At 60.2% G+C, this 23191-nt stretch carries 20 protein-coding genes; 15 read left to right on the top strand and 5 right to left on the bottom strand.

Going from position 1 to position 23191, the window contains the following annotated elements; genetic code table 11:
* Window positions 1-139: 139 nt before the first annotated feature.
* From TRM7557_RS11590 to TRM7557_RS11575, 4 genes are all read left to right on the top strand, one after another.
* Entirely contained in the window at window positions 140-1468 is a 1329-nt protein-coding gene (locus tag TRM7557_RS11590; protein WP_058290377.1) for an amidase, read from the top strand.
* A gap of 108 nt (window positions 1469-1576) precedes the next feature.
* Window positions 1577-2755: an aminotransferase class I/II-fold pyridoxal phosphate-dependent enzyme gene (locus tag TRM7557_RS11585; protein WP_058290376.1), complete on the top strand. Its 1179-nt coding sequence runs from the start codon at window positions 1577-1579 to the stop codon at window positions 2753-2755.
* Window positions 2756-2870: 115 nt separating this feature from the next.
* Window positions 2871-6044 (top strand): DNA translocase FtsK, encoded by a 3174-nt coding sequence (locus tag TRM7557_RS11580; protein ID WP_058290375.1) that lies wholly within the window; start codon window positions 2871-2873, stop codon window positions 6042-6044.
* A gap of 67 nt (window positions 6045-6111) precedes the next feature.
* Complete coding sequence (locus tag TRM7557_RS11575; protein WP_058290374.1) at window positions 6112-6711, top strand: LolA family protein; 600 nt, start codon at window positions 6112-6114, stop codon at window positions 6709-6711.
* A gap of 51 nt (window positions 6712-6762) precedes the next feature.
* Here the strand turns inward: TRM7557_RS11575 and TRM7557_RS11570 are convergent, their stop codons facing one another.
* Window positions 6763-7350 (bottom strand): transglycosylase SLT domain-containing protein, encoded by a 588-nt coding sequence (locus TRM7557_RS11570; RefSeq protein WP_058290373.1) that lies wholly within the window; start codon window positions 7348-7350, stop codon window positions 6763-6765.
* A gap of 222 nt (window positions 7351-7572) precedes the next feature.
* Between TRM7557_RS11570 and hspQ the strand changes: the two genes are divergently transcribed.
* Window positions 7573-7899, top strand: coding sequence for a heat shock protein HspQ (gene hspQ, locus TRM7557_RS11565; protein ID WP_058290372.1), 327 nt, complete (start codon window positions 7573-7575; stop codon window positions 7897-7899).
* A gap of 17 nt (window positions 7900-7916) precedes the next feature.
* Here the strand turns inward: hspQ and TRM7557_RS11560 are convergent, their stop codons facing one another.
* The 3 genes from TRM7557_RS11560 to TRM7557_RS11550 form a co-directional block, all read right to left on the bottom strand.
* Entirely contained in the window at window positions 7917-9455 is a 1539-nt protein-coding gene (locus TRM7557_RS11560) for a gamma-glutamyltransferase family protein (RefSeq protein ID WP_058290371.1), read from the bottom strand.
* A gap of 396 nt (window positions 9456-9851) precedes the next feature.
* The gene (locus TRM7557_RS11555; protein WP_058290370.1) at window positions 9852-10304 is read right to left on the bottom strand and encodes an ATP-binding protein; all 453 of its coding nucleotides are present in this window, start codon (window positions 10302-10304) and stop codon (window positions 9852-9854) included.
* 31 nt (window positions 10305-10335) lie between these two features.
* Window positions 10336-10680 carry an STAS domain-containing protein gene (locus TRM7557_RS11550; RefSeq protein WP_058290369.1) on the bottom strand — a complete coding sequence of 115 codons (345 nt, stop codon included), beginning with the start codon at window positions 10678-10680 and terminating at the stop codon, window positions 10336-10338.
* A gap of 96 nt (window positions 10681-10776) precedes the next feature.
* Between TRM7557_RS11550 and TRM7557_RS11545 the strand changes: the two genes are divergently transcribed.
* The 8 genes from TRM7557_RS11545 to rarD all read left to right on the top strand — a co-directional run bounded on the left by TRM7557_RS11545 (window position 10777) and on the right by rarD (window position 21391).
* On the top strand, window positions 10777-11949 hold the full coding sequence (locus tag TRM7557_RS11545; RefSeq protein ID WP_058290368.1) for a thiolase family protein: 1173 nt from the start codon (window positions 10777-10779) through the stop codon (window positions 11947-11949).
* 97 nt (window positions 11950-12046) lie between these two features.
* Complete coding sequence (locus TRM7557_RS11540) at window positions 12047-12499, top strand: GAF domain-containing protein (protein ID WP_058290367.1); 453 nt, start codon at window positions 12047-12049, stop codon at window positions 12497-12499.
* Window positions 12500-12611: 112 nt separating this feature from the next.
* Entirely contained in the window at window positions 12612-13181 is a 570-nt protein-coding gene (locus TRM7557_RS11535; protein WP_058290366.1) for a helix-turn-helix domain-containing protein, read from the top strand.
* 153 nt (window positions 13182-13334) lie between these two features.
* A complete protein-coding gene (locus tag TRM7557_RS11530) occupies window positions 13335-15782 on the top strand; it encodes a GcvT family protein (protein WP_058290365.1) in 2448 nt (815 codons plus the stop codon).
* Window positions 15779-16840 carry a zinc-binding dehydrogenase gene (locus tag TRM7557_RS11525; protein WP_058290364.1) on the top strand — a complete coding sequence of 354 codons (1062 nt, stop codon included), beginning with the start codon at window positions 15779-15781 and terminating at the stop codon, window positions 16838-16840. Before TRM7557_RS11530 ends, TRM7557_RS11525 begins: the two co-directional genes overlap by 4 nt.
* 5 nt (window positions 16841-16845) lie before the next feature.
* A complete protein-coding gene (locus TRM7557_RS11520) occupies window positions 16846-17829 on the top strand; it encodes a GlxA family transcriptional regulator (RefSeq protein ID WP_058290363.1) in 984 nt (327 codons plus the stop codon).
* Window positions 17830-17912: 83 nt separating this feature from the next.
* Window positions 17913-20366, top strand: coding sequence for a GcvT family protein (locus tag TRM7557_RS11515; RefSeq protein WP_058290362.1), 2454 nt, complete (start codon window positions 17913-17915; stop codon window positions 20364-20366).
* A gap of 113 nt (window positions 20367-20479) precedes the next feature.
* Entirely contained in the window at window positions 20480-21391 is a 912-nt protein-coding gene (rarD, locus tag TRM7557_RS11510; RefSeq protein ID WP_058290361.1) for an EamA family transporter RarD, read from the top strand.
* A 4-nt stretch (window positions 21392-21395) separates the two neighbouring features.
* On the opposite strand, the gene TRM7557_RS11505 is transcribed toward rarD, so the two are convergent.
* Window positions 21396-22001 (bottom strand): NAD(P)H-dependent oxidoreductase, encoded by a 606-nt coding sequence (locus TRM7557_RS11505; protein WP_058290360.1) that lies wholly within the window; start codon window positions 21999-22001, stop codon window positions 21396-21398.
* A gap of 96 nt (window positions 22002-22097) precedes the next feature.
* Here TRM7557_RS11505 and TRM7557_RS11500 point away from each other — a divergent pair, with 96 nt between their 5' ends.
* Entirely contained in the window at window positions 22098-22514 is a 417-nt protein-coding gene (locus TRM7557_RS11500) for a winged helix-turn-helix transcriptional regulator (RefSeq protein WP_082626601.1), read from the top strand.
* A 10-nt stretch (window positions 22515-22524) separates the two neighbouring features.
* Entirely contained in the window at window positions 22525-23190 is a 666-nt protein-coding gene (locus TRM7557_RS11495; RefSeq protein WP_058290359.1) for an RluA family pseudouridine synthase, read from the top strand.
* The last annotated feature ends 1 nt before the right edge of the window (window position 23191 follow it).

Below are 23191 nucleotides of genomic sequence, written 5' to 3'. Positions count from 1 at the left end.
TGTCCATGGCTTAGCCCGGATTTGCCGTCGCCTTCTCAGCGCTAGGTTGTCGCACGCAGCCGCACGCCGCCCATTGTGAAACACCGCCCGCAGGGCTACCGTCGGCGCAACAGACGGCAGGAAAAAGGGCGGTGGTCAGATGGACATCTCAAGTCAAAGCGCAGCAGAGCTGGGACGCGGTATCGCAGCGGGCGAGATTGACCCGGTGGATCTGACCGAAGCCTATCTGGACCGCATGGCCAATCACCCCGATGCCGCAAGGATCTACAGTGCAGTGACAGCCGAACGCGCCCGCGCCGAGGCGGTGGCGGCCCGTGATAGGGCAAAGGCAGGCTTGCGTCTGTCGCTCTTAGATGGGGTGCCGGTCAGCTGGAAGGATCTCTTTGACAGCGCAGGCACCGCGACCGAGTCCGGCTCTGCCCTGCTGGAGGGGCGCGTGCCGGACCATGATGCGCAGGTTCTGGTCAATGCCACGGCGCTGGGTTCGGTCTGTCTGGGCAAAACCCACATGAGCGAACTGGCGTTTTCTGGCCTTGGGGTGAACCCGATAACCGCAACGCCGCCCTGTGTGAATGATGCAGGGGCAGCGCCGGGGGGGTCGTCTTCGGGGGCTGCGGCGTCGGTTGCTTTTGGCCTGGCGCCTGCGGCCGTGGGGTCGGACACCGGCGGATCGGTGCGCATTCCTGCGGCCTGGAATGATCTGGTCGGTTTGAAAACCACCTCGGGCCGGGTCAGCCTCGAGGGCACCGTGCCCCTGTGCTTGAAGTTTGATACCGTTGGCCCCATCACCCGCACCGTGGAAGATGCCGCGTTGATGCTGGCCTTGATCGAAGGGCAGGCTAAACCCGCGGATCTGCGCGGCGCGACCTTGGACGGCGCGCGCTTTGCCAATCTGGTGACCCTGGCCCAAGATGACCTCGCGCCCGAAGTTGCTGGCGCCCATGCTGCCGCATTGGAAAAACTGCGCGCAGCTGGGGCCACGATTGTGGATCTGGAGGTGCCGGAACTGGCAGAGGCAATGGCGCTCAGCGGGGTTTTGTACACCACGGAGGCCTATGGCCTGTGGAAGCCAGTGATCGAAGCCGCGCCTGAAAAGATGTTCCCGGAAATCCTTGCCCGATTCCGCGCTGGGGCCGATCACAGCGGGGTTGATTACGTCGCGGCCTGGGCCAAGCTCGACCTGTGCCGACAGGCCTGGGATGCTGCGGTGGCTGGCTTTGACGCCGTGCTGACCCCGACCGCGCCGATCCTGCCGCCCAATATTGCGCGGCTTGAAACGGATCACGAGTACTACGTGCGCGCGAACCTGCTGGCGCTGCGCAACACCCGCATTGGCAATCTGATGGGCCTCAGCGGTCTGTCGCTGCCGACGGGTGTTCCGAGTTGCGGCCTGCAGCTGTTGGGCGTACCGGATGGCGAAGAGGCGCTGCTGCGCATCGGCGTGGCGGCCGAGGCCGCCCTTGCGTGAAGGCAACACCTTCGCCGCCGAACCAAACCCGTCTGGACGCATCCCCCATCGCCCTGTAGATTAAGGGCCAAACGGGGCGCAACAGACCCCGAACACTTGAGGCATGACATGAAGTTTCCCGAGCGGTTTGCATCCCTGCCGCCCTATGCGTTTCCGCGCCTTCGCGCGCTTCTCGACCCGTTGGCACCGGGCGGCGATGTTGTGCAGCTGACCATTGGCGAACCCAAGCATAAGTTCCCCGACTGGGTCACACAGGTCATCATGGACAATGCGGCGGGCTTCAACAATTACCCCCCCAATGACGGCAGCGACGAGCTGCGCGGCGCGATCTCGGATTGGATTGCTGGTCGCTATGGCGTGACACTGGATCCGGCCACCCGCGTCATGGCGCTGAACGGAACCCGCGAGGGGCTGTATAATGCGGCGATGGCGCTCTGCCCCGAGGAAAAGGGCGGTCAGAAGCCGGTGGTTCTGATCCCGAACCCCTTCTATCAGGTTTATATGATCGGCGCGATTTCCGTGGCTGCGGACCCTGTGTTTGTGCCCGCAACCGCCGCGACCGGCCACCTGCCGGACTATGCCAGCCTGCCGGACGATGTGCTGAACCGTACCGCTGTGGCCTATATCTGTTCGCCCGCAAACCCGCAGGGCGCGGTTGCCAGCCGCGAGTACTGGGCCGAGCTGATCCAGCTGGCCGAAAAGTATGATTTCAAGATCTTTGCGGATGAATGCTATTCCGAGATCTACCGCGACGTGGCCCCGACCGGCGCCTTGACCGTCGCGGATGAGCTGGGCTGTGACCCGGAACGCGTGGTGCTGTTCAATTCGCTGTCGAAACGGTCGAACCTGCCGGGGCTGCGCTCTGGTCTGATTGCGGGTGGTCCCGAGACCATCAAACAGGTGAAGAAGCTGCGCGCCTATTCTGGCGCGCCGCTGCCTTCGCCGCTGCAGGCGGCTGCGGCCAAGGTCTGGGCCGATGAAGACCACGTCATCGCCAACCGTGAGATGTATCAGGAAAAATACCGCATCGCAGACGAGGTCTTTGCGGGCCTGAATGGCTATATGGCCCCCGAAGCAGGCTTTTTCCTGTGGTTGCCTGTTGAGGATGGCGAAGCGGCGACAACCAAGCTTTGGACCGAGACAGGCATCAAGGTCCTGCCCGGCGCGTATCTGGCGCAGGGCGAAGGGGCGGAAAACCCCGGTCACGGGTTCATCCGTGTGGCGCTGGTTGCGGACGCGGACCAAACTCGCAGCGCGCTGACCACCCTGCGCAGCTGCCTGTACTGATTTTCGTCCTGGCCCTTTTGGGGGCCGCGACCAAAGGCAAGAATGAAACAATAACCTGCGAGGCTGACAGAGGCGGACAACCACCCACAGCCCGCGAAAGGGAACCGAGGTAGGCATGGCATTCCAGTCACGAAGCCGCGATCCGTTGCTTGACAGCACGACGCAGGCCGCCATTGAAAAGCGCAGCAAAGAGCTGATTGGCCTTCTGGCCATCGGCTTTGGCCTGATTGTGGCCGCCATGATCGGGTCTTACACGCCGGATGACAGCAATTGGATGGTGTCCTCGGATGCGCCGGTTCAGAACTGGCTGGGGCAGACGGGCGCGTCGTTGTCGTTCCTGCTGATTACCTTCCTTGGGTTGGGCAGCTGGGGCCTGTCGGTCTTTGCGATCGGCTGGGGTACACGGTTCCTGATGCACCGCGGCGAAGAGCGCGTGGTCTGGTCGTCGCTGATGCTGCTGCCGTGGCTGATCCTTGTGGCGCTGCATTTTGAAACGCTGGTGCCCGATGCAGAATGGCGCAATTTCCACAGCTTTGGCCTTGGTGGGATGATCGGCAACACAGCCCTTGGCGGGCTGTTGGCGCTGTTGCCCGGGGGGCTGGCCTTCCTTGTGAAATTCCTGTCCTTCCTGACCGCCCTTGGCGCTGTCGCGCTTGGCGCGATTGTGATGGGGTTCTCCAAAGAAGAACTGGGGCGGATTGGCCGCTTCCTGCTGCTTGGCGTGGTGCTGGCCTATGGCGCAGCGGCGACCCTGCTGGGGCGTGGCGCAAGCAATGGGGTGGCTGCTGCACGAGCACTGCAGGCCCGCCGCGCCGCGCAACGCGAAGACCAGCAACGTGTCGCGGAAATGGGCGAAGATGACCTGATTTTCTCGGATCCGCTGGATGACGAAGACTATGACGCCTATGCACAGTCCCATCCGCAGTTCGGTATGGCCCCTGCACCTGTCCAAGTAGAGCCGACCGTCCCCGCAGTGGAGGAAAAAACGGGCCTTCTGGGCCGTGCCTCTAGCCTGATCCGCCGCGCAGACCCCGCCCCACAACCAGAGCCCGAACTGGTAGAACCCGCGCTGGCTGCGGCTGCCGAAGACCTGCCTGACAATCTGGCCGAGGACCTGCCGGGCGATGAGCGCATCGCGCAGAAGATCGCCAATGCGGTGCGCATCCGTCGCGCACAGACTGAACCGGACCCGAACCTGCCCCTGACCAAAGGACGCGGCAAACGCCCGGAACCGCTGATTGTGCATCAGCATCAGCCCGCAATGGCACAGCCTATTGAAGCCGCGCTTCCGCCCGAACCGCCGCTCACAGCTGCGCATGCAGTTGAAACCGCCGTAGCCGCAGCGCCGCTGGTGCCCGCACCAGAAGTGCCCCTGCGCGCCGAATATGCAGCTGAAATTGCACCGGATCACGTCCCGACCGAGGATCTGCCGACCGATTATTTTGCCGATGCAGCGCCTTACGCCGCAGAGCCTCAGGTCGCGGAAGATCCGGTGCCGCAAGAGGCCTATTACGAAGAGACCCCGGCAGAGTTCTACACAGATCCGACCCCGGTGGAAGACCAGCCCGAGCCCTATACGCCCGAGGCCTTTGTGTCTGATCTGGAAGAACCTGAAGTGGCACCGGTTGCCCCGCAAACGGCCCCTGAACCTATGGAAATCCCGGTCGCACAGCCGCGCAAAGCGGTGGTCGAGAAGCCGCAGCCCAAGGTGCTGAAACCTTCGACCCGGGCTCAAGCCGAAGCGCAGCCGACCTTCTTCCAAGGCGAGAGCGATGACTTTGAGCTGCCGCCCCTGTCACTGCTGGCCAACCCGGATGCGATCCAACGCCATCATCTGAGTGATGAGGCGCTGGAAGAGAACGCACGGATGCTGGAATCGGTTCTGGATGATTATGGTGTCAAAGGCGAAATCGTCTCGGTCCGTCCGGGCCCTGTTGTCACCATGTACGAACTGGAGCCCGCGCCGGGTCTCAAAGCCTCCCGCGTGATCGGTCTGGCCGATGACATTGCGCGGTCGATGTCGGCGCTGTCGGCGCGTGTGTCCACGGTTCCGGGCCGCTCGGTCATTGGCATCGAACTGCCCAATGACAATCGCGAGATGGTGTCCTTCCGCGAAATCCTGTCGAGCCGTGATTATGGTGACGGCAACCATGCCCTGCCGCTGGCGCTGGGTAAGGACATTGGCGGCGACGCTGTTGTTGCCAACCTTGCCAAGATGCCTCACCTGTTGATCGCGGGGACCACGGGTTCTGGTAAATCGGTTGCAATCAACACCATGATCCTGTCGCTTCTTTACAAGCTGACACCCGATGAATGCCGCCTGATCATGATCGACCCCAAGATGCTGGAACTGTCTGTCTATGATGGCATCCCGCATCTGCTGAGCCCGGTTGTGACCGACCCGAAAAAGGCCGTTGTGGCGCTGAAGTGGGTGGTGGGCGAAATGGAAGACCGCTACCGCAAGATGTCCAAAATGGGCGTGCGCAATATCGCGGGCTTTAACGGTCGTGTGAAAGAAGCGCTTGCCAAGGGCGAGATGTTCTCGCGCACTGTGCAGACCGGCTTTGACGAGGACACCGGCGAGCCGATCTTTGAGACGGAAGAGTTCGAACCCAAGGCGCTGCCCTATATCGTTGTGATCGTCGACGAGATGGCCGATTTGATGATGGTTGCAGGCAAGGAAATCGAGGCCTGCATCCAGCGTCTTGCACAGATGGCGCGGGCTTCTGGTATCCACCTTGTGATGGCGACACAGCGCCCGTCGGTTGACGTAATCACCGGCACGATCAAGGCAAACTTCCCGACCCGGATCTCGTTCCAGGTGACCTCCAAGGTCGACAGCCGCACCATTCTGGGTGAGATGGGGGCCGAGCAGCTCTTGGGCATGGGCGACATGCTGTACATGGCCGGCGGGTCGAAGATCACCCGCTGTCACGGCCCGTTCGTGTCCGATGAAGAGGTCGAAGAGGTGGTCAATCACCTCAAGCAATTCGGCCCTGCGGATTATGTCGGCGGCGTGGTGGAAGGCCCGCCCGAGGAGAAAGCCGACAATATCGACGCGGTTCTGGGCCTGAACACCGGTGGCAACACCAACGGTGAAGACGCGCTTTACGATCAGGCCGTGGCCGTGGTGATCAAGGACCGCAAATGTTCGACCTCCTATATCCAGCGCAAGCTGGGCATTGGTTATAACAAAGCCGCGAGGTTGGTGGAGCAGATGGAAGACGAAGGCCTTGTTTCTGCGGCAAACCACGTTGGGAAAAGGGAAATTCTGGTCCCTGAGCAATAATTCGCACGCGGCCGGGCCTTTGGGTCCGGCCTCTTCACTTTTGGCGGGTCACACATATCTATATCTTATGAAACAGACATTTTCTGCCCTCGTGCTTGGCGCGGCTGTTCTTCTTGCTCCTGCGGCGCAGGCGGCCGAGAAGCTCGGATTAAATGCGATCTCGGCCTATCTCAATGACATGAAAACCGCCGAGGCGGCGTTCACGCAGATCAGCGATGATGGGTTCATTTCCACGGGTACGCTTTACATAAAACGCCCTGGCAAGATGCGGTTCGAATATGATCCGCCGAACTTTGGTGTTGTTGTTGCAGGCAATAATACGGTGGCGGTTGTGGACCGAAAATCGAACCAGCGCCCCGAAACCTACCCCCTCAGCAAAACGCCCCTGTCGATTATTCTGGCGCGCACGGTGAACCTGGCGCGTGCAAATATGGTGGTTGGGCATGGGTTTGATGGGACATCGACAATTGTCAAAGCCCAAGACCCCGAACACCCCGAACGCGGCAGCATCGAGATGAGCTTTACCGGCGATCCGGTTGAACTGCGCAAATGGGTGGTCGAAGGGGAAACCGGAGAACGCACCACGGTGATCCTTGGCGCGATGGAAACAGGGCACACTCTGCGAAGTGCGTTGTTCAATCCAGACCGCCCGGTTCTGGATCGTTAATGCAAAAAGGCGCCGCTTTGGCGCCTTTTCCAGATCACGCGTTTGATCGCCTCAGCGGAACTTACGGCAACTGGCCAGCTGCGCCTGATAGGCGTTAGAGCGTGCAGAAACCGAATTCGCAACCCGCATAAGCCAGGCTTTGGACCGATAGCTGCGACGGGCATACCCCCCGTGGCCTTCGTGGTAAGCGAGGTACTGGTTGCGCGCATCATGCAGCGAGATGCCATTGCGGCGCTTGCTTTCGTTCATGTACCAGCCCATGAAATCTGTCGCGTCCTGAATCCGGTCGCGCCGCGCGGTACGCCGACCCGTGGCCTTCTTGTAGTCGTCCCACGTGCCATCTAACGCCTGCCCATAGCCATAGGCACTGGACACGCGCCCCATGGGGATGACGCCCAGAACATATTTGTGGGGCGTGCGGGCGTCGCCGTCGAATTTGCTTTCCTGATAGATCGTCGCCATCTGCACATGCACCGGCACACCCCAGCGGCGTTCCGCGGCTCGGAAGGCGCGCAGATAATGGGGGCGTTGCGAAATAATGCTGCAGGCATTGTCCAAATTGCGCGGCGGCGTGCGATCACCACCGCCACAGGATGCAAGCACCAACAGCAGCGCCAAAGCGCCTATGATTCTGCTCATTTTCTGTTGCCTCATTGTTTTTGGGCATTTTAGCAAAGTCTGTTTGGGAAAGCATCCTGAAGCGCCGTCTGTGCGTTCACATTCTCTGGGGGCCTGAAAAACATGGGTAAAAGCCGACTGTTACGGGTTTCATCACAAACTGTTTCTTCGGTTTTTGGCCCCGGTGGTTGGACATATCCATTCGTATACCGCTAGATAAGAAGGATAAGGGGACAAGAAAAAATGCTTAAGACACGCGCGAAATATAACCTGGGCCAGGTGGTCCGTCACCGCAAGCACCCCTTTCGTGGTGTTGTGTTTGATGTGGACCCTCGGTTTTCAAACACCGAAGAATGGTACGAATCCATCCCCGAAGACAGCCGCCCTTCCAAAGATCAGCCGTTTTATCATCTGCTCGCCGAAAACGACCAAAGCTACTATGTCGCCTATGTCTCTGAGCAGAACCTGATCGCAGATTATTCTGGTGAACCGGTCAGCCACCCCGATCTGCCCGACATGTTCGGAACCTTCGATGATGGCAATTACCAGCTGCATTACCAGCTGAACTGACCGACGCGGTTTCGCACTTAGTAGCCCAAAGCACAGCCATCCTTACGCGGATCGCTTGCGCCTTCCAGAACGCCTGTGTCGTGGATGCGGATCGCCTGCGCGCCGCCGATCGGGGTGTCCGGGCAAGTGATCCGGTGGCCCATGTCCTCGAGGGTGGCGCGGGTTTTGTCGCTGTATCCCCGCTCCAGTTTCAGCGCGCCGTTTTCGGCAAAAGCACGCGGCGCATCCAGTGCGCTTTGGGGGTCCATGCCATAGTCGATCATGTTGGTGACCACGCGGGCATGGCCGCAGGGCTGATAGGATCCGCCCATCACGCCAAAGGGCAGGGTGATGCGCCCGCCTTCGGTCAACATGGCGGGTATGATCGTATGCATTGGGCGTTTGCCGCCTTTCATCTCGTTCGGATGTCCGTCCTGCAGGCTGAACCCTGCGCCGCGGTTTTGCAGCAGGATACCGAATTTTTCGGAGGCAATGCCTGATCCAAAGCCCTGGAAAATAGAATAAATCAAGGATACGGCCATGCGATCTTTGTCGACCACAGTGATGTAAATCGTGTCCTTATGTGGGGTGCCGTGGACGGGTTGGCTGGTCAAGGCGGGGTCCCGCATTGCACGGGTCGGGTCGATCAGACCCGCCAGATTTGCGGCCGTCTCCATCGACAGCATGTGGTCCAGGCGCGTGACATGGTCTGGGTCGGCCAGGAACCTGTTGCGCGCGTCATAGGCCAGCTTGGCTGCCTCTGCCTCAATATGTGCGCGCTGTGCACCAAGGGGATCAAGGGCGGCAAGGTCAAACTGGCTGAGGATATTCAGCATCAAAATCGCCGTTGCGCCCTGACCGTTTGGGGGATGCTCCACCAGATCGACCCCTTTGTAGGGGCCTGAAATCGGAAGGGTCTCTGTGCCATTGGTTGCGGCAAAGTCGCGGGCGTCGTGCACGCCGCCCATGGTGGACAGCACGGTCAGCATGTCTTCGGCAACTTCGCCGGTGTAGAAGGCATCGCGCCCGTCGCGTGCCACCCGCCGCAGGACCTCTGCTTGACCCGGGGCGCGAAAAATCTCTCCGATTTGCGGGATACGCCCGTCCAGCAAATAGGCTCTGCGCGCGGCCCCCTGAAGCCGGTGTTCGTCTTTGCCCCAATCAAAGGCCACACGCGGCGACACGGGCACCCCTTCGTCGGCATAGTGGATCGCGGGTGCGAGACTGGCGTCGAGGCCCAGTTTCCCTTCTGTTTCAGACAGATGGCAGAAGGCTTCTATCGCGCCGGGAATCGTCACGGACTCGGGGCCCATGGGCGGCACCTCTGACAGGTCGCGCGCGCGCAGATCGGCGGCATCAGCCCCGGCGGGGGCCCGGCCCGAACCATTGTAGGCGCGCACTGTGTTTTCACCCGCGCGGGAATACAGCACGAAGCAGTCGCCCCCAATGCCTGTCATCTGTGGTTCGCAAATGCCCAACAAAACGGCTCCTGCAATCGCCGCATCCATCGCATTTCCGCCGCGTTTCAGGGTTTCGATGGCCACCTGCGCTGCCAAGGGATGCGAGGTCGCGCACATTCCGTTCTGTGCCAAAGTAGGAGAGCGTCCGGGGCTATGAAAATCGCGCGGCTGGCCTGTGTGCAAATCTGTTCCTCCTCAATTTCCAGCAGCCTAGACGTGACACGTCCTTGCAGGAAGATTCTTTTCACGATCAGGACAGGAAGGAAGCCCCGGTGCCGTGCACTTGGTGGGGGCAGAAACACACAGCACCGGAGGAAGCATCATTTGCTATGGCAAAAGATATCGCCCGGATTTGGGGCCTGCATTCGTCCGAAATGTGGCGGAAATCTGTCCGCGGTGCCTGAGGGGTGAATTTTCTCTAAAGTTTTCATCACTTGGGCGGATTTGCGCCGGGTGATGGCATGCAGAAGAAAGGTGGACAGGGCCAAAGAATCGCAGCTGCGAGCAGCCCTGTCAGCTTGTGCGAACGTCTGGTCCCTGCAGCTGCAGGGAGAAGCACAACGAGAGTTGGTTTTTGTCTTCATCCCGCTGGTAGCGGATGTCGGTGGCCAGTTCGCGGATCAGGAACCAGCCAAAACCACCTTCGGGTAGACTGTCCAGATCATCGCCAATCTCAGCCAGTTTTCCCTCTGGCAGGGTGCCATTGGGAAAGGGGGTGCCCGCATCATTGATGTTCACCCACAGCTGGTCGGGATGGAGATTGCACCGCACCAACACGTCGCCCGGCGCGGTTCCCGCATAGGCGTGTTCAACCACGTTGTTGACCGCCTCGGCCAAGGCGATCTGCACTTCTTCGACCCGAAAGTCGGGGATTCCCCGCGCTTTCAACTGATCCACCACACGCAGAATACCGTCGCGTGCGTCCAGTTCTGTCGCTCTGAACGAGCAGGAAAAAGTCTCTGTCATAAAGCTTTAGCTCCGCAGAGGATCATACCTATCAACCACCGACCTGCTGCGGCTCCAACGCTTCGGGCAATGTTGAATACAGGTTGAAAACCGTGTCCATGCGGGTCAGGCGAAAGACTTTCTCGACCATAGGGCTCAGCCCGGCGAGGTCAAGTTTGCGGTCCTTGCCCAGCTGTTTCATCGCCGCCACAATGGCGCCAAGACCGCTGGAATCGATGAAGTTGACGCTGGAGAGATCCAGAACCACCCGCGCCGGGCCGCTTTCGGTTTCGACACGCATGTCTTCCTTAAACTGGATGGCCATGGCTGCATCAATGCGTTCGGCGTTGACGGTTACAATCTGTACGTCTTCGGTGACTTTGCTAGTGAGGCTCATTCGTCGTCTCTCGAATAGTCAATAAATTTGCGTCTACCCTAAGTACTAAACCTTAGTATTCGATGAGGATAGAGCGGAAAATTGGAGGAGAATTATATGAAAAAGGTCGTCATCGCCGGAGCGGCACGTACGCCTATGGGCGGGCTGCAGGGCGTCTTTGGGCACAGCGACGCCGTAGCCTTGGGGGGCGCGGCCATTCGGGCTGCTTTGGACGGCAGCGGGGCGCAGTCGGTCGACGAGGTGCTGATGGGCTGTGTCCTGCCTGCGGGACTGGGGCAGGCACCGGCACGTCAGGCAGGCTTTGCAGGCGGTCTGGGCGAAGAGGTCCCGGCGACCACGCTCAATAAAATGTGCGGCTCTGGCATGAAGGCGGCGATGATGGCCTTTGACCAGATCGCGCTGGGACATGCGGATACGATGATCGCAGGCGGCATGGAGAGCATGACCAACGCCCCCTATATTCTGCCCAAAATGCGTGGCGGTGCGCGCCTGGGGCATGGCGCTGTGATTGATCATATGTTCCTTGATGGGCTCGAGGATGCCTATGACAAAGGCCGTCTCATGGGCACCTTCGCTGAAGATTGCGCCGAACACTATCAATTCACCCGCGAGGCGCAGGACGATTACGCGCTGACGTCGCTGTCAAATGCGCTGGCGGCGCAGGAAAGTGGCGCGTTTGCGGATGAGATCACGCCGGTGACGCTCAAAACCCGCAAAGGTGAGGTCGTGGTCGCAGAAGATGAACAACCCAAAGCTGCCCGCCCGGAAAAGATCCCGACGTTGAAACCGGCCTTCCGCGACGGGGGCACCGTCACTGCGGCCAATGCGTCGTCCATTTCCGACGGGGCCGCGGCAATGGTTTTGGCCTCGGAGGACTGTGCAAAAGACCAGGGGCTCACCGTGCGCGCCTATGTGTGCGGCCACGCCAGCCACGCGCAGGCGCCGGGCTGGTTCACCACTGCACCCGTTCCGGCGGCACAAAAACTGCTCGCCAATCTGGGCTGGAGTGTCGAAGACGTGGACCTGTGGGAGGTCAATGAGGCGTTTGCAGTGGTGCCTATGGCCTTCATGCACGAACTGAACATCCCACGCGAAAAGCTCAATGTGAACGGCGGGGCCTGCGCGCTGGGTCATCCGATTGGGGCCTCCGGCGCCCGTATTATGGTGACCCTGCTGAACGCATTGGAAAAGCGTGGGCTGAAGCGCGGCATTGCTGCGATCTGCATCGGCGGCGGTGAAGGCACAGCCATTGCAATTGAACGCCCCTGATTTCTTTTGACTAAAAAGACCTTCGAGGGTGAATTGGCCTAAGGGCCAAGAGGGGGCCGATGGGCCCCTTTTCCCGTTCCAAACAAAGGACACATCCATGCGCGCAGATTATTCAACACTGAGCAAAACCATCACAGCCCTGACCGAAGGCGAATCGGACGAGGTCGCGCTGATGGCCACAATCGCCTGCGAGCTACACCACAGCGACGACCGCTTTGATTGGACAGGGTTCTACCGTGTGACGTCGCCGGACACGCTGAAGATCGGCCCGTATCAAGGCGGGCATGGTTGCCTTGTCATTCCCTTCTCGCGTGGGGTCTGTGGGGCTGCGGCCCGCACCGGCGAGGTCCAGCTGGTTCCGGACGTGGAAGCCTTCCCCGGTCACATCGCCTGCGCGTCTTCAACCCGGTCCGAACTCGTCCTGCCAGTGCGCAATATCGACGGTCAGGTGATTGGGGTTCTCGACATCGACAGCGATCAGCCAGCGGCTTTCACGGAAGAAGATGCAGATCAGCTTGCCGCCATTTTGACAGTCGTTTTTGGCGGCTAAGCAGGTTTTCGTGACAAAGGCGTGAAAAAAAATCTTGATTTTTCACCCCAGCAAGGCACTGTGAAATTACGTTACGAAATTTCACGACTCAAACGCCGTGCCTGAGGATCCTTTGACTGAACTCGCCCCCACGAACCGCACTTTAGGTGCTGATATTCGCGCGCTGCGCAAGGCGCGCGGCCTCACTCTTGCCGATATGGCCGCCAAGCTTGGCCGGTCGGTCGGCTGGATGAGCCAGGTTGAACGCGACAAATCCGAACCTTCGATTTCTGACCTGCGCGAGATGGCGCAGGCTTTGGGCGTGCCGTTGTCGATGCTCTTTGCCCATGATGCAGCCCCCGTTGACGAACAGGGGCTTGTGGTCCGCGCCAGCGCGCGTCGACCGATGGGCTCCGGCGACGAAGGTCTGATCGAAGAACTGCTGTCCCCTGATCTGACCGACGACTTTGAAATGGTCCATTCCACCTTCCTTGCGGGGGCGGCCATGACCAAACCGGTCTGCCGCCCGACGCAAGAGGTTGGCTATGTGGTTTCTGGTCAGCTGGACATTACCATTGGCGCGCGCAGCTTCACCGTTGGAGCGGGTGACAGCTTCCGCATTCGCAATGAACCCTACACCTGGTCGAATCCCTATCCAACAGCCGCCGTGCTGATCTGGGTCATCGCACCACCGGTCTACTAACCTCAAAGCCCCGACAAAGGGCTCTGCTTTTTGCCACATCCTCGGCCCCGTGCCGGGACGTCCTGCACCCCAAGGGGAGCGGGTTTGAAACATGCACCCTCGCCACAGGCAGGGGGCGCCACAAACAAAGCTCAAGATTGCTGGGAGGCACTCATGTCAGATTTTCCAACCAAAGCCCGTGTGGTGATCATCGGTGGTGGCGCCATCGGTGTGTCCACCCTTTTCCATCTGGCCAAAAAAGGCTGGACGGACTCTGTGCTGCTCGAAAAGAACGAGCTGACCGCAGGCTCCACCTGGCACGCGGCGGGCAACTGCCCGAACTTCTCGGCCTCCTGGGCGGTGATGAACATGCAGCGTTATTCGCTGGAAATGTACCGTACCTTGGCCGAAGACGTGGATTATCCGATGAACTACCACGTGACCGGCGCGCTGCGTCTGGGTCACACCAAACAGCGGACGCAGGAATTCGAACGCGTCGCCTCCATGGGCCGCTATCAGGGCCTGCAGATGGACATGCTGACCCCGGAAGAGGCGAAGGAATACTACCCGTTCCTCGAAACCCATGATCTGGACAGCGTCCTTTGGGATCCGCTCGATGGTGATATTGACCCCGCACAGCTGACCCAGGCGATGGCCAAAGGCGCGCGGGATCTGGGTGCTACGATCCAGCGTTTCTGCCCCGCGACTGGCGTGACCCAGAAGGACGACAACACTTGGATCGTGCACACCGATAAGGGCGACATTGAATGTGATTATGTGGTCAACTGTGGCGGCTACTATGCCGCGCGCATTGGCGAATGGTTCAAACCCTATGGTGGCCGTGACGTCCCCATGGTGGTCATGTCCCACCAGTATTTCCTGACCGAGATGATCCCCGAAGTGGAGAAATTCACCAAGGAGAACGGCAAAAAGCTTCCGATGATCCGCGACGTGGACAGCTCCTATTACCTGCGTCAGGACACCCATGGTCTGAACCTTGGGCCCTATGAGCGCAACTGTAAGGCCCATTGGATCACCGAAGACGATCCCATGCCCGAAGACTTCTCCTTCCAGCTCTACCCCGATGATCTGGACCGTCTGGAATGGTACATCGAGGACGCGATGGAGCGGGTGCCGCCGCTGGGCACCGCCGGTGTTGGCCGCAATATCAACGGCCCGATCCCCTATGCCCCCGATGGCCTGCCGCTGATGGGCCCGATGCCCGGCGTCAAAAACGCCTTTGAAGCGCACAGCTTCACCTTTGGTATCGTACAGGCCGGTGGTGCCGGTAAATGTATGGCCGAATGGATCATCGACGGTGAAACCGAATGGGACATGTGGGCCGTGGACAGCCGCCGCTACACCGCCCATGCGGACCATGACTTTGTCCTGCAGAAAGCGCTGGAAACCTATGGCCACGAATACGCCATGCACTTCCCGCATCACCAGTGGCCCGCGGGGCGGAACAAGAAACTGTCGCCGAACCATGACCGCCTGATCGCCGATGGCGCGCAGATGGGTGCGTTCAACGGCTGGGAACGGGCCGTGTGGTTTGCCAAAGACGGCGACGACACCTCTGAAGCCGCGACCGAGACCTGGGACCGCGAAGGCCCCTGGACCAAGCGCGTCAAGGAAGAATGCGAAGCCGTGCGTGACAGCGCAGGCGTCATCGATATGTGCGGCTTCTCGCGCTACACACTGAAAGGCGACGGTGCCGCAGAATGGCTGCGTGGCCAGATCACCGGCGCCTTGCCCAAAGTGGGCCGCATGAACCTTGCCTATTTCGCCGACAGCCGGGGTCGCATTGTGACCGAGATGTCGATCATCCGAAACGGCGAAGACGACTTTATGCTGATGACCGCAGCCGTGGCGCAGTGGCACGACTTTGAACTCCTGTGGCGCAACCTGCCCGAAGGGCTGGAGCTGAAGGACATTTCCTCTGACGTTGTCACCCTGCTGCTGTCGGGGCCGAAATCCCGCGACATGCTGGCGCCGATCACCGATGGCGATCTGTCCTCTGGCTGGCTGACCCATCAGAAGGCCAAAGTGGCCGGTCACGACGTGATGCTGGCGCGGGTCTCCTTTGTGGGGGAACTGGGCTGGGAAGTGCACTGCCCGGCAGAGGTCGCAGCCGAAGTCTATGCTGCCATTCGCGAGCAGGGGGCCGTGCCCTTTGGCATGTACGCGCTGGATGCGCTGCGCATTGAGAAAGGCTACCGGACGTGGAAAGGCGATCTTTCGACCGACTACACCATGTTTGAAGGTGGTCTGGGCCGTTTTGTCAAACTCGACAAACCGCAGGACTTCCCGGGCAAAGCCGCCCTTCAGGCAGAGGCCGAAGCAGGCTCTAAGAAGGGCTTTGTCACCCTCATCGTGGATGCCGGGGACGCAGACGCGCCTTACATGTCGACCCTGTGGAAAGACGGCGAAGTTGTAGGTGAAACCACCTCCAGCACCTGGGGTTATCGGGTCAATGCCTCCGTCGCGCTGGGCATGCTGCGTCAGGATCTCACCGAACCCGGCACCGAGGTCGAGGTTGAAATCTACGGCAAACGGTACAAGGCTGTTGTGCAACCGGATCAACCGCTGTGGGATCCGAGCAACGAAAGGATCCGTGCATGACGCTACCTGAGGTGATGAGTGGGGTTTATCTTTTGGGCCATGGCGGCCCAGAGATGCTGGCGTGGCGCGAGGACATCCCCGTGCCACAACCGGGCCCGGGTGAGGTGCTGGTGAAAGTTGCCGCCGCAGGCGTCAATAACACCGACATCAACACCCGGATCGGCTGGTACGCCCCCGAGATCACCTCGGCGACGGATGGTGTCGACCAAGAGGTCGAGACCGGCGGGTGGGGCGGTGCGCTGCCCTTCCCATTGATTCAGGGCGGCGACCTCTGTGGTCATATTGTGGCTCGTGGACCGGGGGCAGCGCGTCTGCCCCTGGGCGCGCGGGTCACATGCCCGAACGGCAACCCCCGCCCGGTTCCGGGCGCGCCGCTGGCGATTTCGGTGATTGGGTCGGAATTCAACGGCGCCTTTGCCCAATATTGTCTGATGCTGGAAAGCGATCTGCGCGACGTCAGCGCATCGCCCTTGTCCGATATTGAAATCGCCGCCATCCCCTGCGCTTTTGGCACCGCCGAAGGTCTGCTGAGCCGCGCAGATCTTGCCGCAGGTCAACATGTGCTGATCACCGGCGCGTCTGGGGGCGTGGGCCTGGCTGCGGTTGAACTTGCCGCCTTGCGCGGCGCGCATGTGACGGCGCTGTCCAGTGCCTCCAAAGCCGAGGCCGTGCGCGGTCAGGGCGCAGATGACGTGCTGGACCGCGCAGCCAAGCTGCCCCGCGATGCCTATGACGTGGTGATCGATGTGGTCGGGGGCGACGGCTGGCCGGATCTGATCCGCGCGGTGAAACCCGGCGGCCATTATGCGGTTGCAGGTGCAATTGCGGGGCCAATGGTCACCGCGGACCTGCGCGAAATTTACCTGCGCGATATCACGCTGCACGGCTGCACCTATCAGGCCCCGGCGATCTTTGATCGTCTGGTGGGCATGATCAACGCAGGCCGGCTAAAGCCGCTGATTTCGCGCACCTACCCAATGCAGGACATTGCCCGGGCCCAGGCCGATTTCGCCGAGAAATCCCTGCCCGGAAAGCTTGTGCTCCTGCCTCCGGAGTAAGAACCATGACCAAGAGCGCAGACACAGATCGCACGTGGCACTTTGACATCCTGTTGTGTGATGGCTTTGTCCTGACAGAGCTGGCTGCGGTTCTGGATCCGCTGCGCATTGCCAATCGCAGCACCGCACAGCCGCATTATTCCTGGACCTACCTGTCCCGCGATGGCGGGCTGCGCAGGAACGGCGCTGGCATTATGGTCGAAACCCAGCCCGTGCCCGAGAAGCCGCAAGCGGATTTCCTGTTTGTGCTGGGCAATTCCGATCCCGAACACCCCGATTTGTCTGTGGCACCTGTCCTGCGCAATTATCGCTACAGCGGCGCCAAAGTGTTTCTTCTGGCCGAAGCCGCCGCACGGTTCATTCAGGAAGAGGGCGCCGAAAGCGGGCTCGACGGTGCCCATGCAACCCATTGGGAGAACTCTCATTTGCTGCGCGAACAGCATGGGGTGTTCAACGTGGGCAACACGCTGGTCAGCGACAAGGGGACCATTGTCACCTGCGCGGGCATGGAAGCAACCGTCGATGTGGTCCTTGCCCTGATCGGGCAGCATATCTCTTCGGCGGTTGGGGTCAGCGTCGCCAATGTGTTGCTGCATGACACCGTGCGCGACGGCAGCACGCTGCAACCCAATATGGCCTCGCAGCTGCCGACCACTGGCGACGGCGGACTCGACCGTTGTATCCGTCTGATGCAGGACCATATCGAAGACCCCTTGACCATTGCCGCCCTGACCGAAACCTTGGGCATTTCTCCGCGGTCCCTAGAGCGGAAATTCAAATCACGCCTGGGCTGTTCGCCGGTGACCTTTTACCGGGAAATCCGCCTGCACCGGGCCAATAACCTGTTGCTGAATTCGTCGCTGTCGATTTGCGAAGTGGGTCTGGCCTGTGGATTCGGCAGCGGGTTTTCCAATGTCTACAAATCCTTCTTTGGCAAAACGCCATCCGCCCTGCGGCGGGAAAGAGCGCAGGCTCCCTTGGCCGATTAGAGAAGATTTTTGGCGGAAATCGTGGCATGTGTTCCGCGCCTTCCTGCCACACTCTCAGAAACAGTGAACCGGAAGGCAAGACGATGGCGGAACTCCCCAAAAAAGCGCGTGTGGTGATTATCGGTGGCGGTGTGATTGGCTGTTCAGTGGCCTATCACCTGACCAAACTGGGCTGGGAAGATGTGGTGCTGCTGGAACGCAAACAGCTGACATCCGGCACCACCTGGCACGCGGCCGGTCTGATCGCGCAGCTGCGCGCGACAGCCAATATGACCAAGCTCGCCCGATATAGCCAAGAGCTGTACGGCTCGCTCGAGGAAGAAACCGGCGTCGCCACAGGCTTCAAACGCAATGGCTCCATCACCGTGGCCCTGACGGAAGAACGCCGCGAAGAGATCCTGCGTCAGGCCGCCATGGCGCGGGCCTTTGGGGTCGAGGTCGAAGAGATCTCCAATGAACGCGTGCAGGAACTGTACCCCCATATCAACCTCGACGGCGTCAAAGGCGCGGTTTACCTGCCGCTTGATGGGCAGGGCGACCCGGCCAACATCGCACTGGCGCTGGCCAAAGGCGCCCGCCAACGTGGCGCGATTGTCAAAGAACGCGTGAAAGTGACCGAGATCGTCAAACAGGGCCGCACTGTCACGGGCGTCGATTGGGTGGCGGATGATGGCAGCGCCTCGGGCCATATTGAATGCGATATGATCGTCAACTGCGCGGGCATGTGGGGCCACGAGGTTGGCCGCATGGCAAACGTGAACGTGCCGCTGCACGCAGCCGAGCACTTCTATATTGTGACTGAAAACATCGATGGCATGACCCAGCTACCGGTGCTGCGCGTGCCGGATGAATGCGCCTATTACAAAGAAGATGCCGGGAAAATCCTGCTCGGTGCCTTTGAACCCAACGCTAAACCCTGGGCGATGAAGGGCATCCCCGACAATTTCGAGTTTGACCAGCTGCCCGAAGATTTCGACCATTTTGAACCCATCCTTGAAATGGCCGTCGAACGTGTGCCCATGCTGGCTGAAGCGGGTATTCACACCTTCTTCAACGGGCCCGAAAGCTTCACCCCCGATGACGCCTACCACCTTGGCCTCGCGCCCGAGATGGACAATGTCTGGGTTGCGGCGGGCTTCAACTCCATCGGTATTCAATCCGCAGGCGGCGCCGGCATGGCGCTGGCGTCCTGGATGGACACAGGCGACAAACCCTTTGATCTGGGCGATGTGGACATCAGCCGCATGCAGCCGTTTCAGGGCAACAAACAGTACCTCTTTGAACGCACCAAAGAGACGCTGGGCCTGTTGTACGCGGATCACTTCCCCTATCGCCAGAAAGACACCGCGCGGGGCATCCGCCGCACGCCGTTCCACCATCACCTGCTGCAGCACGGCGGTGTCATGGGCGAACTGGCGGGCTGGGAGCGCGCCAACTGGTTTGCCAACGAAGGCCAGACGCCGGAATACCAATACAGCTGGAAACGCCAGAACTGGTTTGAAAACTCCGCTGCGGAACACCGCGCAATTCGTGAAAACGTCGGCATGTATGACATGTCGTCTTTCGGTAAAATCCGCGTCGAAGGCCCGGATGCGCAGGCCTTTATGAACTATGTCGGCGGTGGCGACTATAATGTGCCCACCGGCAAGATCGTCTACACTCAGTTCCTCAACCGCACCGGCGGGATTGAGGCCGATGTGACTGTCACCCGCCTGTCCGAGACCGCCTTCCTTGTGGTCACCCCGGCGGCGACCCGTCTGGCGGATCAGACCTGGATGATGCGTCACAAGGGCGACTTCAACGTGGTGATCACCGATGTCACCGCAGGCGAAGGCGTGCTGGCTGTCATGGGGCCCAATGCGCGGAAACTGCTGCAGGCCGTCAGCCCCAATGATTTCTCGAACGAGGCCAACCCCTTTGGCACCGCGCAGGAGATCGAGATCGGCATGGGCCTCGCCCGTGTGCACCGCGTGACTTACGTGGGCGAACTGGGTTGGGAGGTCTATGTCAGCGCCGACCAAGCGGGCCATGTGTTCGAAACCCTGCATGGCGCAGGGCAGGACATGGGGCTGAAGCTTTGTGGCATGCACATGATGGACAGCGCCCGGATCGAGAAGGGCTACCGCCACTTTGGCCATGACATCACCTGCGAAGATCACGTGGTGGATGCGGGGCTTGGCTTTGCGGTCAAAGTCGACAAGGGCTGTGACTTCATCGGCCGCGAGGCGGTGATTGCGCGCAAGGAAACCGGCCCGCAGAATCGCTTGCTGCAGTTCAAATTGACCGACAGCGAACCCCTGCTGTTCCACAATGAGCCGATCCTGCGCGACGGCGAATATGTGGGCTACCTCAGCTCGGGCAACTACGGACATACGCTGGGCGCTGCTGTTGGCCTTGGCTATGTGCCCTGCGCCGGTGAAAAAGCGGCGGATGTGCTGGCCTCGACCTATGAAATCGACGTCTGCGGCACCCGCGTCAAAGCCGAAGCTTCGATCAAACCGATGTATGATCCCAAGTCGGAACGCGTCAAAGCTTGAACAAACCCGTCACAAACTTTGATCACATTGGCTGCAAAGTTTGATTGAAACGACGTGAAACGGAATGTCCTCTGCCTTGCGGGTATTGTATCCAAAAGGCGGAGGACAAACCTATGACCGCAGCCAATACACCCGCACAGCAGGAAAACACTGACAGCCCGCAAGGCCTTGGCTTTGCGCTTGGGGCCTATTTCCTTTGGGGGTTCCTGCCGCTTTATATGAAGCTGGTGGCTCATATTCCCCCGGCCGAGGTGGTGACCCACCGTGTTCTGTGGTCGCTGCCGCTGGCCGGGGCGCTGTTGCTGTTCCTGCGCAGGCTGGATGATCTGATGGCGGCCCTGAGGTCGCCACGTACCCTGATGATGGGCTGCGTCACGGCGGCGCTGATTTCGCTGAACTGGGGCATCTATGTCTGGGCGATCAGCTCGGGCTTCGCGATTGAGGCCGCACTTGGCTATTACATCAACCCGCTGTTTTCCATCGCGCTGGGTGCGCTTTTGCTGGGCGAACGTCTGACCCGACCGCAGATGGTGGCGGTGGGGCTGGCCGCGCTGGCGGTGGTGATCCTGACGCTTGATGCGGGGCGTCTGCCCTTTGCGGCGCTGGGCCTGACGGTCACATGGGGGTTTTATGCGCTGGCTAAAAAATCCCTGCCAATCGGTCCGAACCAGGGTTTCCTGCTTGAGGTGCTGATCCTCACGCCCCCGGCGCTGGCTTACTTTGTCTACCTGAGCGCGACCGGCCAAAACCACTTCTTTGACGGCTGGTCCAATCTGCTGATGCTGATGGGCTGCGGCGTGGTAACGACGGTTCCGCTGGTGCTTTATGCCAATGGGGCGAAACTGCTGCGGTTGTCGACCATTGCCATCCTGCAATATATCGCGCCGACGATGATTTTCCTGACGGCTGTCTTTGTGTTCAAAGAACCCTTCGGCGGGGCCAAGCTGGTGGCCTTCCCACTGATCTGGGCGGCGCTGGTGATCTATTCGACCACCCTGATCCGGCAGATGCGCAGGAAGGCCTGACAGGTTAAGCGAGCGCGTCTTCTTTGGCGAAATTGGCCTTCAGGTGGGCGTCAAACCGCATGAAATCCCCTTCGATGTCAGGGTTCTTCATCACGTCATAGGCCACAAAGGTCGGTGTGCGCTGCATGCCCATGAACTTGAAATTCAGATGCATGGGCAGCAGCATATCATCCACGGAAGCGCCCTGCAGGAAGGGTTCTGCCGGGTTGTCGAAGGCCTCGCGCGGGGCGTTATAGGTGACGGACTGCATGTAGGATTTGTCCTGCAGCACGCCCCCCATGCCATAGTTTTTCGTCGGCTCCTCGCTGGTGCGGCCATCGCCATTCATCAGGCGGCCGTCCATGCCTGCGGTGTAAACCTCATCGATGAATTTCTTCAGCGACCAGGGCGCGCCCATCCAGTTCACCGGGTATTGCAGGACCACCAGATCCGCCCACAGAAGCTTTGCAATCTCGTCTTCCGGGTCATAGTCGCCCGCGGTGGCGCTGGTTTTGACAGTATCGCCTTGGGCTTCAAAAAACGCGCGCGCCCGGTCGACCAGGGCCGCATTCAGGCGTCCTTCGGAAAAGGGATAAGGGTGGTGGCCGTTAATAATCAGAACATGAGACATAAGGAAGATCCTTTGGGTTTGGGTTCTTCAAGCATCTGTTTGTGCTGGGGGGGAATATCAACTAGTATACTTTTGGTAACCTGGTGGATTTTCCCTATGAAAAACGTAAGCCCCCGATTTATCGAAGATAAAAATGGCCGACGCCACGCCGCGCGCAGCTGCAATGCCCCCTGTACAATTGAACAGGGCATGCGAATCCTTGGCGGGAAGTGGACCGGATCGATCCTGTGGCATCTGCAGGACGGCCCGTTTCGGTTTAATGATCTGTCGCGGGTGATTGCAGGGGCCAGCAAGAAAATGCTGACCGAACGCCTGCGCCATCTGGAAGATCAGGGCATGGTCCTGCGCGAGGTGCTGACCACCTCTCCGGTGTCGGTGGAATACAGCCTGACGGAACGCGGCCGCACGGCGCTGACCTTTCTGGATGCTCTGCGTGAATGGAGCGAGGCGCATCTGCCGCCGGTACAGTCCGCCGAGGAGCAACCGCTTGCGACAGGGGGGAAATGCGACTAGCTAGGCCCTCATGACCCTGTCCAATGACTACAATCCGCCAAATGTGCCGCTGGAGATCCTGCATGATGATGCTGAGATTCTGGTGGTCAATAAACCCGCAGGCCTGCTCTCGGTGCCGGGGCGGGGCGAACATCTGGCCGATTGCCTGATCGCGCGTATTCAGGCGGTGTTTCCGCAGGCTTTGCTGGTGCACCGGCTGGACCGGGATACCTCGGGCGTGATGGTCTTTGCGCTGACGGCCCATGCGCAGCGGCATCTGTCGATGCAGTTTGAAAAACGCACCACCAAAAAGGCCTATGTGGCGCGGGTGCAGGGGCGGGTTGAACCGCGCGCTGGCACAATTGATCTGCCATTGATCGTGGACTGGCCCAACCGGCCACGCCAGATGGTCTGTCACGACACTGGCAAGCCTGCGATCACGGATTGGAAGGTCATCCGCTACAATGACGGTCCCGAAGGCGAAACCAGCCGCATGCGCCTGACCCCGCAGACGGGACGTTCGCATCAGCTGCGGGTACATATGCTGTCACTGGGACATCCTATTCTGGGCGATCCGCTTTATGCGACCGGTGCTGCGCTCGATCATCCGCGGATGATGCTGCATTCCGAAGAACTGCGGATCAAACACCCCGACAGTGGCGAAAGCCTGAAGTTCCGCGCCAAGGCGGATTTCTGAG

It is taken from the genome of Tritonibacter multivorans (assembly GCF_001458415.1).
GTDB lineage: Bacteria > Pseudomonadota > Alphaproteobacteria > Rhodobacterales > Rhodobacteraceae > Epibacterium > Epibacterium multivorans.
This window is presented reverse-complemented; position numbering and strand designations above follow the sequence as displayed.